Origin of the sequence: Streptomyces melanogenes, from assembly GCF_014649795.1 — a bacterium.
GTDB classification, from domain to species: domain Bacteria; phylum Actinomycetota; class Actinomycetes; order Streptomycetales; family Streptomycetaceae; genus Streptomyces; species Streptomyces noboritoensis.
In genome coordinates, this window is record NZ_BMTS01000062.1 from 1 (window position 1) to 10544 (window position 10544).

Annotated in this window: 14 protein-coding genes and 1 pseudogene; 10 read left to right on the forward strand and 5 right to left on the reverse strand. The window is 67.2% G+C overall.

What is annotated here, in order from left to right:
* The coding region (locus tag IE252_RS42475; RefSeq protein ID WP_190094873.1) for a tetratricopeptide repeat protein at nucleotides 1-480 on the forward strand (480 nt) is incomplete at its 5' end.
* Nucleotides 481-614: 134 nt separating this feature from the next.
* Here the strand turns inward: IE252_RS42475 and IE252_RS42480 are convergent.
* On the reverse strand, nucleotides 615-1529 hold the full coding sequence (locus IE252_RS42480; RefSeq protein ID WP_190094874.1) for a transposase: 915 nt from the start codon (nucleotides 1527-1529) through the stop codon (nucleotides 615-617).
* 334 nt (nucleotides 1530-1863) lie between these two features.
* Here IE252_RS42480 and IE252_RS42485 point away from each other — a divergent pair, with 334 nt between their 5' ends.
* From IE252_RS42485 to IE252_RS42515, 7 genes are all read left to right on the forward strand, one after another.
* Nucleotides 1864-2550: a hypothetical protein gene (locus IE252_RS42485; RefSeq protein WP_190094875.1), complete on the forward strand. Its 687-nt coding sequence runs from the start codon at nucleotides 1864-1866 to the stop codon at nucleotides 2548-2550.
* A 36-nt stretch (nucleotides 2551-2586) separates the two neighbouring features.
* Entirely contained in the window at nucleotides 2587-2958 is a 372-nt protein-coding gene (locus tag IE252_RS42490) for a hypothetical protein (protein ID WP_190094876.1), read from the forward strand.
* Nucleotides 2959-3426: 468 nt separating this feature from the next.
* Nucleotides 3427-4119 carry a hypothetical protein gene (locus IE252_RS42495; RefSeq protein WP_190094877.1) on the forward strand — a complete coding sequence of 231 codons (693 nt, stop codon included), beginning with the start codon at nucleotides 3427-3429 and terminating at the stop codon, nucleotides 4117-4119.
* A 411-nt stretch (nucleotides 4120-4530) separates the two neighbouring features.
* Nucleotides 4531-6201 carry a trypsin-like serine peptidase gene (locus IE252_RS42500; RefSeq protein WP_229849164.1) on the forward strand — a complete coding sequence of 557 codons (1671 nt, stop codon included), beginning with the start codon at nucleotides 4531-4533 and terminating at the stop codon, nucleotides 6199-6201.
* Nucleotides 6202-6413: 212 nt separating this feature from the next.
* Nucleotides 6414-6722 carry a hypothetical protein gene (locus tag IE252_RS42505; RefSeq protein WP_190094878.1) on the forward strand — a complete coding sequence of 103 codons (309 nt, stop codon included), beginning with the start codon at nucleotides 6414-6416 and terminating at the stop codon, nucleotides 6720-6722.
* A 170-nt stretch (nucleotides 6723-6892) separates the two neighbouring features.
* Nucleotides 6893-7342 (forward strand): hypothetical protein, encoded by a 450-nt coding sequence (locus tag IE252_RS42510; RefSeq protein WP_190094879.1) that lies wholly within the window; start codon nucleotides 6893-6895, stop codon nucleotides 7340-7342.
* 9 nt (nucleotides 7343-7351) lie between these two features.
* A complete protein-coding gene (locus IE252_RS42515) occupies nucleotides 7352-7693 on the forward strand; it encodes a hypothetical protein (protein ID WP_190094880.1) in 342 nt (113 codons plus the stop codon).
* A gap of 1026 nt (nucleotides 7694-8719) precedes the next feature.
* Here the strand turns inward: IE252_RS42515 and IE252_RS42520 are convergent.
* Nucleotides 8720-9100, reverse strand: a complete 381-nt coding sequence (locus IE252_RS42520; protein WP_190094881.1) for a toxin Doc — start codon at nucleotides 9098-9100, stop codon at nucleotides 8720-8722.
* Nucleotides 9101-9102: 2 nt separating this feature from the next.
* Entirely contained in the window at nucleotides 9103-9348 is a 246-nt protein-coding gene (locus IE252_RS42525) for an antitoxin MazE7 (RefSeq protein WP_190094882.1), read from the reverse strand.
* Between the two features lie 18 nt (nucleotides 9349-9366).
* Here IE252_RS42525 and IE252_RS44615 point away from each other — a divergent pair, with 18 nt between their 5' ends.
* Both IE252_RS44615 and IE252_RS43840 read left to right on the forward strand, forming a co-directional pair.
* Entirely contained in the window at nucleotides 9367-9621 is a 255-nt protein-coding gene (locus tag IE252_RS44615; protein WP_229849165.1) for a DUF8825 domain-containing protein, read from the forward strand.
* Nucleotides 9622-9675: 54 nt separating this feature from the next.
* On the forward strand, nucleotides 9676-9786 hold the full coding sequence (locus IE252_RS43840) for a LexA family protein (protein ID WP_268248477.1): 111 nt from the start codon (nucleotides 9676-9678) through the stop codon (nucleotides 9784-9786).
* 126 nt (nucleotides 9787-9912) lie between these two features.
* Here the strand turns inward: IE252_RS43840 and IE252_RS42535 are convergent, their stop codons facing one another.
* Both IE252_RS42535 and IE252_RS42540 read right to left on the reverse strand, forming a co-directional pair.
* Nucleotides 9913-10128, reverse strand: a complete 216-nt coding sequence (locus IE252_RS42535; RefSeq protein ID WP_190094883.1) for a hypothetical protein — start codon at nucleotides 10126-10128, stop codon at nucleotides 9913-9915.
* 257 nt (nucleotides 10129-10385) lie between these two features.
* Nucleotides 10386-10544: pseudogene (locus tag IE252_RS42540) on the reverse strand (undecaprenyl-diphosphatase); the annotation flags it as partial.

Here is a 10544-nt window from a genome sequence, read left to right on the forward strand (position 1 = left end):
GCCGAACGAGGACTAGTTCACCGTGGGGCGGGGCGTTTCGACGAAGCAGTCACCGACCTCACCGCCGCACTCAACCTCAACCCCACACACGACTGGGCCCTCGCCGAACGCGGCATAGCCCATCGTCGGGCGGGGCGTTTCGACGAAGCAGTCACCGACCTCACCGCCGCACTCAACCTCAACCCCACACACGACTGGGCCCTCGCCGAACGGGGCGCGGCTCATCGTCAGGCGGGACGTATCACCGAGGCGGTCGCAGATCTGACCGCCGCACTCAACATCAACCCCCAGGACGCATGGGCTCTCGCTGAACGGGGCGCGGCTCATCGTCAGGCGGGGCATTTCGACGAGGCGGTCGCAGATCTGACCGCCGCACTCAACCTCAACCCCCAGGACGCTTGGGCCCGTAATCAACGTGCTATAGCCCGCTGCCAGGGAACACTACGGCGGCTTCTCCACCGAGGGAGGAGAGCGCTGTAGCTGACTCAGAGCCCTCGCCATATCGACCACATCATCCTGCCCAGAACAACCCCGCCGATGGGAGAGCAACCCCGTCCGATCTGATTGAGGGCGGCCATGTTCACGCGGTCCATGCAAGATTTCTGTGAAACCGGTCAGGATGCCGTCGCCGTGGTGACTGTGGGTGTCCGGCGGCTGGCGGCCACGAGCAGGACGCGTTTTCGAAGCAACGGGAAGCCCGCGCGGCCGGGCATCCGTCTCTTGATTGTTTTGAGGTCTACGACCCTGCCCTCGACGACGCCGGAGTTGAAGGGGCTGGTGAGGCCCTGGGTGACGGCGTCGAGGTCGTTGCGGAGATTGTGGGCGAAGCTGCGGATCATCGGCAGCTCGGCGGTTTCGATCCAACCGGGCAGTCGCCGCTCGCCGTCGAGCCGATCCATGATCTTGGCGAACTCTCGGACGTGGTTCGGAGTGTCGGCCAACTCCGGGCAGCCGTCCAGGAGTTGTTTGAGGCGGAGGGATTCTTCACTAGTCAGGCCGTCGGGGTGGCGGGTGAACCAGGTGGTGGCCTGCCGGACGGTGGGTGCTTCGGGCAGGCCGTGAAGCGGTGGATCGGTGCCGCGCAGGGGTTCCAGCCAGCGGCGCACGCTGCGGGCGCTGCCGAGGTAGCCGAGTTCGCGCAGTTCGCGGTGCAGGCGGCCGCTGTCGGTGCAGCCCTCGCTCCATCGCTGGTTGAGATAGGGAGCGTAACGGGCCAGCCCGTGGTGGCCGCGGCGCCGCGTGGTGATCATGTCATCGGCGATGGCCGCCTGGGCGTAGCGGCGGACCGTCTTGCGGTCCAGGCCGAGCTGGGCGGCGATGCGGTCGATGCCGACGCCCTTGTCGTAGAGGGTGTGGACCTCGGCGTGCCTGCGTCGGGCCTGTGCCGCCTGCACGCCCTCCACGCGCGGGAGCTCGGACGGGGCGGGGAGTGGCGCGGGCTCGGTGGGCGGGTCCAGGCAGCTGCGGTGGGCGCCGATGGCCTTCTCGATTTCCCCAGAACGACACCTCCCTGCCGAGTCGAGCAACATGCGGTCGTCGCACTGCTGACGCTAGGGCGGCCGATAAGGCCAGCCCACCGGGTCCTTGGACACGTACTTTGCCGCGCCTTGGCCGCGGAATGCTGTCCAGCATCGCCAGCGCGTTGCGCCGGTCGCCAACCCGGCGTCGTCTGCGGCTGCACGATCACGCAAGACATCCACCAGTTACGGCCCGGTACCTGCGGTGTTCCTTGCCACTAGTTCAGATCCGCACGCGATATCGAGCAATGCAGTGCGACGCTTTCGGCCATTCCTGGCAGTTGAGGAAAACCTGAGGTGGGTATGTGTTCTGAGTCACAGCCGGGCGTGCGTGATCCCTGTTTAGTTGATCAAGACCAAGTCGGGTGCGCCTCTCCAGATAAAACGGGGTTTGGGGGGACGTGGTGCACTCGCATTCAACTCAGGGGAAGCCATCGTGCAGACCAGTTCTCACCGGCGCACCGCCATGCGGATTTCCGCTCGTGCCACAGCTCTTGGCGTCGCCGCTGTCCTCGCCTTCGGGGCTACATCGGGCCTGGCAAGCGCGGCCGAAGCAGAGAATGTTCAGCGGGCAGAAGTATCGGCTGCCGCGCACGCCGTGACGCAGGAGCTCACGGCAGCGGATGCAGCCGCTCCGGAAGTCCAGGACGAGGGGCTGGAGGACCGCTTCCTGGCTCTTCCCGCCAACCCCAGCATGGAGCAGGTAGTCGCCGCGATGTACCCGGATGACCCGGCCGCGCAGCAGCAGGTTCTTGCCCGGCTCAGCCAGCCCGAGCCTGAGCCGGGCGGACCGGCGGACTCAGGCGGCTTCTCTTGGAAGCGCGCCTGGAAAGTCACCGCGTGTGTGGGCGCGATCGGCGCGTTTGTCGCCGGCAACGCGGTCCTGGTGTCCAAGCTCCGCAGGCTGGGTGGCGTGTGGACGGGAGCCCGTACCGTGGTCCAGGCCGGTGGTTACCAGGATCGGATGAAGGCCCTGGTGGCGATGTTCGGCAACGTCACTGGCCTCAGTGCCGTGGCCAAGAGCTGTGGCTGATCCTCTTCTTCTGACATTCATGAAGGGATGAGTGCGATGAAGCTTTTCTTCATGGTCTCTTTCGGCGTCGCCACGGTGCTGGAAGTTATCGTGGTCGTCGCTCTGGTACGGCAGGTGATGCGGCAGGGCAAGGGGGAAGATCCTTCCGGGAGGCCGGTCCTCAAGGCTGGTGAATTGTTGTCGGCCGCCGCGCTTTTCGGGGGCACGATGACTGTCGTGAACGTCGTGGCGCATGGATGGGATGCCGTCCGTACCCCTGACGTCCTGCTCTTCGCCGCCACCTTCGGAATCGTCACCGCTGCACTCCTTGAGCGGCTCCGGACACGCGTCCGTTCCGCGGAGTTGGCCGCCTACGCGATTCCTCTCGGATTCGGCATCATCGGTGGCTTGGTCGGTACGAGTCTCTAACTTGCATGGCCACGCCGGAGTCACTGACCCCGGTCTCGTTTCCTGATCGGACGAATCAGGGAACGAGACCGGGTTAGCAGCCGAGCCCTGCCACGCAGGTGCCCCTCCTCCCTCGCAGGGCGGGGCACCTTCCGTGCAGCGTGGCCCGTGGATGGACAGCACCTGCGGATTCTCCAGGCCGCGAGCGGGGCGGGCGGCGCAACGCAACATACCGCATCACCCTCTTCCCGGACGAGAAAGCCTTGAGGGGGAGGGCGTCACATGTTTCGCCGATCGGTTCGAGTCCTGTGTGTGACAGGGCTGTCCCTGCTGGCTGGGCTCGGTGTGCCGTACGGGATCGCAGCGGCACAAGCTCCCACACCCGGCTTCACAGTCGCAGCGAGCCCATCCAAGAGCCCGCGCCTCACTCACTTCGGCAACCAGGGCCGGGTCGAGGTGGGGGGCCCGGTCTGGTTCAGCATCGAGGGCGTGCCCGCAGGCTGGGACACCGTCACCGTCACTTCTCCGGCCCTGCGGCAACCCGTCGTCCTCACCCCCGTGAAGAAGGGGGCTGCGCAGTCGGCTCAAGTCGATGCACCAGACGCGCAGCCCCTCATCCGCAGTGACATCGCCCCCGGAACCTACCGGGCCACGGCGGTCAGCCACGGCCAGGTCATCGCCACCGACAGCCTGACACTCAAGGCTCAAGGCTCCGCAGACATCTCCCGGTTCGTGGCAGGGCCCAGGAACGGGCGGCTGGGGAGTGAGGACTCCACACCGAAGGTCGTCATGCGGCCGGGCAGCGAGATCGTCGTTCTCCTCGCGGACTACCAGGCGGCCCCCGACGAGGAGTCCCTCACCGTGACGTCCAAGGCGTTCACGAAGCCCTTGGCGATCAAGAAGGACAGCTCGGACGCCCCTAGCTGCAAGTGCGACGACGGGACCAGTGTGTACGCGGGGCACACCGCGCTGCGCGACAACCTTCCGGCCGGCACGTACGAGCTCACCGTCGTCAGCCACCACGGACAGAGCACCAGCACCGCCCAGCTGAAAGTGGCCGGCTCACCCGAGAGGCACTACCGGCCCTGGCTGATCACGGGAGCCGCCCTCCTGGTGACGGCGGGCACCGCATTCGCCGTGATCCGTGCACGGCGGCCGAAGGGCCCGGCCCCGGCCCCCTGAGCGGGCGCCCGGGCCGAGCACCGACTTCCCTGCCCCCGGGAGCCGACCTCGGCCCCGGCATCATCCAACTCCTTGAGCAGAGAGCATCCTTTGCGCGCGTCACACATACGCCTACGCCGCCTTGCCATCTCAGCAGTCTGCGGGGCACTCCTTGCCACAGGCGCGGGCTCCCTCGCCCACGCCGCCGAAGCGAAGCGTCCATCCCCCGCGCCGGCAACCACCCTTTTAACCGACGCACCGTCAGCGGGGACCCCTCCCAGACCCAGACCTTTCAACACCGCGCTCCCCCCAACCCCGACCGCTGCCGTGCCGTCGCCCACCGCCCCCGGCACCGGGGCCGCCCCCCAGCCTGACAACGGCGGTGAAGGGTGGTCCGACGCGGATGTACTCCGGTTCTGGACGCCGGAGCGAATGGCGTCGGCCACCGACCCGGGAACGCGTCCCGGCGCCGACACCAGCAGCCAGGGCAGCGCCACGGTCACGCCCAAGGAGACCCGGCCCAGGAGTTCCGCGGCGGCCGACATGCCGACCGCCGAGCACATCCTCGGTGCCAAGTCCGTCGGCGTCATCTTCTCCACCCAGACCGATCCGACCACCGGCCAGATGCACGCCCACAAGTGCTCGGCCAGCGTCGTGGAAAGCCCCGGGCGGAACCTGATCCTGACCGCCGGGCACTGCGCCGGCGGGAACGCGGCCTTCGTACCGTGGTACAGGGCCGAGTACGCGCTGGACAAGCAGACCTACGGGTACTACCGCATCGCCCCTGCCGACTGGTTCATCGACAACCGGTACGTCCACAACAGCAAGGCAGCCATCTCGGACCTCGACTTCGCGTTCGCCCGGCTCGCGCCCAACACCAGCGGCAAGAACGCCCAGGACGTCGTCGGGGCCAACACGCTCGCGCGCACACCCGGCTACAACAACGACGTGACGATGGTCGGCTACCCCAGCGCCAAGAACAACACCCCCGAGGACCACGGGGTGCGCTGCCCCACCAGGACCGAGGCGCTACCCGGCTTCTACCAGATCCAGGCCAAGTGCCGCGGCATGTACGGCGGGGTCTCCGGCGGCCCCTGGTTCTCGAAGATCGACTGGACCACGGGAACCGGCGAAATCATCGGGAACGTCGGCGGCTGCAACGGCGGCGGCAACGACGCCAACGTCGACTGGCTCACCTACAGCCCCGTCCACGGCGACTGGTTCTTCAAGCTGTACGACGAGGCCAGGGCCAACCAGCACGTGGAGCACGGCAGTACGTACCAGCAGCCCAAGCTCCCGTACTCCATGGGCAGCGGCGACCTATGGACGCACGCTCGCCTTCTTGCGTCCGGTGAGTACACCGGCGACGGCAAGGGCGATCTGATCGTGGTGTGGACCGACGGCGAGGTCACCCTCTACACCGGCGACGGCAACGGCGGCTTCACCGGCGAGCGCCAGATGGCCGCGGCCAATGCCACGTGGAAGGACGTCAAGTCACTGACCGGTGGCGACTTCTCCGGCGGCAGCGGCTCGGACCTGCTGGTGGTGTGGAACAGCGGAGAAGTGCGCATCCTGCCCGATGTCGGCAGCAACGGTCTCGGCGGCGGCATCAAGATCGCCGACTCCGGCTCGATCTGGAAGTACGCCGACCAGGTCGCCGGCGGCAACTTCGGCACCGCGAACCACGTCACCGACCTGCTGGTGCGCTGGAGCGACGGCGAGGTCACCGACTACACCGCCGTCGGCGACAAGGGCTTCGGCACCGAACACCAGCTGCGCAAGGCCGACGACGCCTGGCGCAGCGCCACCCTGGTCACCGCGGGCGACTTCACCGGCGGCGCCAACTGGGACACCCTCATCCGCTGGGCGGACGGCCGCGTCATCCAGTACCAGGACACCAGCCCCAGCGGCCTCGGCAAGGAGATCCAGATGGCCGCACCTGCCAGCATCTGGACCCACGACACCGTCATGACCGCAGGTGCCTACGACGCCAACAACTGGCCGGACGACCTTCTCATCCGCTGGTCCGACGGCGAAACCACCCTCTACACCCGCACCGGAAACACCTTCGGCGATGAACACACCCTCGTCCAACCGAGGTAACACTGAAGGAGGGTCGAACAGCCCGGCCGTGACGATCAAGGCCTCGGTCCGGCGGCCATAACCGCACGCCTCGCACAGGCTGGCGGCCTGGTCCTGGCCGCAGTTCTCGCACAACGCCTGCCGCACCGTCGATCACGGGCCCCGCAGCCGAGCGGGCGTGATCCGCCCGCTCCTGAACGCCCGTACATACCGCATCCCGCCGGTGGTACGCCTTGCACACGGAGAGGCATGCGAGGAGCCGTGAACACCCGGGCACACAGGTCCAGGACCTGTTCGCGGGTCAGCTCCTCAAGGACCAGCCCCTGCTCCTGGTCGCCGTCGACGCCGCCCGGCTCCGGGACGAAGACGACGGCCGGGCGCGGCGAGGGCAGCACGACCGGTGCGACGGGCGCGGCCGAGACATCGGCGACTGGCCGCGCGGCTGCGGCTTCCGCCTTCTGGCCGTGGGCTTCGGCCTTCTGATCGAGGTTGCCGAATACTGCCCCAGCTGGGCGCAATCCTTATTCCAAGGACCGAGGTGACTTGTTTTTAGCAGGCCACGCGCAGGCCAATTCGGCCAAATTGAAAACGTCTCGATCTGATCCACTCGTCGATATTCGGTCAGAACCGAAAAGACAGTGGCATTAAGCGAGTGGCTGCCGGTAGCGTTCATCGGGTCGGAACAAGTGTTCGAACAGCAGAGGGGGATCTGATGAGGCTCACTCATCGCGTTTCTTCTATCGGGGCGGCACTCGGTATTTCTGTATCTGCCCTGCTTTTCTCGTCGGCAGCGCCGTCGAACGCGGCGGCCACCGCCGACCCGTGCGCAGGAAAGTCCGAGACGTATGTCATCAAGACCTACACGCGAAACTTCCAGGCCGTTCCCCTGCGTTGCGGGACGTCGACTTGGGGGTATCGCCACATCGTCGCGAAGCACGGCTTCGACGACGGCCAGATCGCCAATACGGTAGCCCGGGGTCGCCAGAGCTTCGGGTTCTACTACACCAACCTCAACCAGTGCCCGCCCATGACGTTCAAGGTCGTGTTCAATGACGGTGCGCTGGGAGGAACGGGGGTCCGGCCGCAGGGCATCATCACCGCGTACTACCAGCCGGGGCACATCACCTCGATAGCCCACACCGGGAGCACCCCCGCCTGCTAGGGTAAATGCATGGAAGAACTCACTGTCCCCGCCGGCCTTCAGTCCGCGTTATCGGAAAAGTTCGGCGGGGCAGGAGACCCGGGATTCCTCCTTTCGGAAATCTCCCTTCATGAGTCCGAGGGCAAGCTCACACTGTCAATGCAGGCATCCGTGGCATTGCGCAGTGGAGGCAGGGAGAAATGGGCCATCAGCTTGGAGCTTTCCGGAAGTGATACTGATGCAGCCCGCCCCGATAGGCCGACGGAGGCTTACCGCTGGCTGGCTCTTATGGTGCAGGCTAATGTGATCGAGTGGTGGCACACCCGAGGGACCGCACCAAATATCCCGGAAATCCCGCACAGGATAGCCTAACCAGCCACACCGCAGCGGCCGTCAAAGACAGGCGATCAACTCGCGTGTCGATCGGCCGGATTTCTACGCCGTCGCCCTTATTGCTGTCCGCCTTCTCCACGGCCGCCTGCGCAGCAATCGGGCCTCACGGGCTCTGCTCAGTCTGGGAAGTGTCCCGACCGGTCCACTCACCTCGCGCCCGCTGTCGCTCTGCCACAGTTACGAGTCCACCAAGTAGGCCTTCTCCCCCATCATCAACCGGGCATCTGCCGGTCCCTTCATGCCCTGACCTAGCCGGCCTCGCTGCGCGAGAGCTCGGTCCCCGCCTGGCCGGCCACGTCGAGGAGCTGCTCGACCAGGTGGCGCTGGTACACCGGTGACATGGTGCGGCGCAGGGTTGACCGGACCTGGCAGACGGCCTCCGCCGCCTGCGGGATTCCCTGTTGCGGGCCTCCGCTTCCGCTGCGGCTTCGGTGTTGCGCTTCCGGGACATTTCCCCTGCAATCAAAGAGAGACCGCTCCGCCGCCGACACTGAGCAGTTGGTCGCGACGGAAGCCGTACGCACGCTCGCGATGCCCCAGTGCGATGAGGTGAGTTACTCCTCGCCGCTGTGAACTGCCCTCAGGGTGGCCGACGAGGTCGGCGGCCACGGCCTGGCGTAACTCGGCAAGCGCCTCGCCAGCAGCCCTCATCCAGCGCCGCACGGCGCGGGCGCTGTCGGGGCACCGCCGACGCAGTGGTCGTCGCAGGCCAGGCGCCGGGACGGGGCGTGCTTCATGAGCCAATCCAGGCACTGCCCGAAGTCGCTATCCCGGTGCGAGGGAAGAACAGTGCGCGGGTCGACCATCTCCTAGGCCTGCCCCGGGGCGGCGACCGTACACCCGCCGTGAGTGTCTCTCAGCGCGAGGCGACCGCGCCTCCAGACGTTGCCGGGCCTCTGCCACGACGACGCCAGGCCGACACCGCTCTTCAGCGCGGCACGTCTCCTTGTGGCCTGGAATCCGACGAACGCGGCCGCGCGGCCCGCTTCAGGACCACGACGCCGATCAGTGGTTCGGACGCATCGAGCGCAGCCGGTCGGCCACGTCGTACACAGTCAGGCGCAGCGCCCGGATGTCGGTGATGAGGTCACGCCAGGGCTCGAACGCCGTGTCCACGTCGCTGCCGGAGGCCTGGATGTAAGCCACGGCGACGCCGTAGCCAAAGTACTCGTTCCTGGTCGGCAGCGGTCGCAGCAGCACGATCTGCTCCAAGAGTGCTGCGGCCCTCCAGTACGCATCGGGTGAATCTGTGGCCAGCGCCGGGGTGTTCACGCGATGCCTGGCGACCGCGGCCACCAGGCCCGAGTAGTCCAGGACGCCCAGGTCTTTGCCGAGGAGTTCCTCCTGGCGGTCCAGGAGCCATCGGATGTCGATGTGCAGCTCCAAGATCAGGCCGCCCGGTTCGCGCGTGTGGTCGCGGGCAGGCCGCCGAACTCACGGTCGAAGGCCTCCGCGATGCCGGGCCGGCCGACCGCTTCACGGAAAGCGGCGGTCGCCCTGCCCAAGGCCAGCTGGTTCTCTTCCTCGATGGCCAGCTCCGCCAGGTAGGCGCGCACGCTCTGGCCGCGGGCAGCGGCGACAGCGGCGAAGCGGTCCCGGGTCTCGGAGTCGACCTTCACAGTGGTATCTGCCATACCTCCGAGTATGCACCCATGAATACCTCAGCGAATACCCTTTCGGGGATTCACCGAACCGCGGACCTCCTGGAAGCACAAGCCGCCTGGTACGCGACGTACCGGCGGCTCGCGGACCCGTCCGCCGGGCGGGGCGGAACGACCGCGTACCGGCGGCGACTGCAGCAGTTGTCAGTCCGGATCGCCGCACACCCGTACTGGACAACTCCAGCCGGTGCGACGCCTGGGGCGCGGATGGCGCTCAAGGGACTGGCGCGCGGTGGGCGGTTGTGAGCGGGCATCTCCCCGATCAGCCAGCTGTTTATCGAGCGCAGGGCCCGCGAGTGGGTGGTCCAGTACGGGGAGGCGCCCTCCGTGCGGGAGCTCGCGGCGGCGGTCGGTGTCTCCAGCCCATCGTCCATCGCCTATCAGCTGAGACGGATGCGGGAGCGGGGGTGACGGTCGAGACCCGGGGGCGCGCCCCAGCGGCCGGTGCCCACACAGCGGGTTGTAACCGCGATGAAGTGCGGGGTGGTGGGTCCGCGCGTCGTCGGACCCACCACCTGGTGGATGGAAACGCCGTGGTCAGCGGCGGTGGCGGTGGATGTTCACTGAGATCTGGACGCCGCCCATGGCGGCTGCGCCGCCGATGGCGCCGATGGCGGTGGCCTGCTCAGGGTGGCCGGTCAGGGCGAGAACAGTGATGGCCGGGATAGTGGCGGCGGCTACGCCCGCAGTGAGCCACCGCAGGGCGCGCCCGGGGCGTTGTCCGGTTTCTGGGGTACCTTCGGTCCGGGTCAAGGGTTTCCTTCCCGTCTGGCGATGCGAAGAGCCCATCGATGACCTGGGGGAGCTCCCGACAGGTACGGCCAGCCGCCAAGCAAGGGCCGTACCTTGGGGGCTCCCTTCATCATGTGAAGGCTGGCCAAGGCTAGCGCCCAGAAGGCTAGCGCCCAGCCGGACTGTCGGCAGGCCAAGTGCATCGAACATGCAGCGTGCCGTGCTACTCCGGTACGGGTGAGGCCTGCCGTCTTTGATCGACTCGCCCGTCCCGTTCCTCAGCCCCCTGAGACCTCGCCCGCGTGCGGGCTGAGCACATCCGCGCCGACCAGGGCGAAGAGCACGATGCCGAGCAGGATGCGGTAGACCACGAACGGCATGAAGCTCTTGCTGGAGATGAACTTCATGAACCACGCGATCACGACATAACCGACACC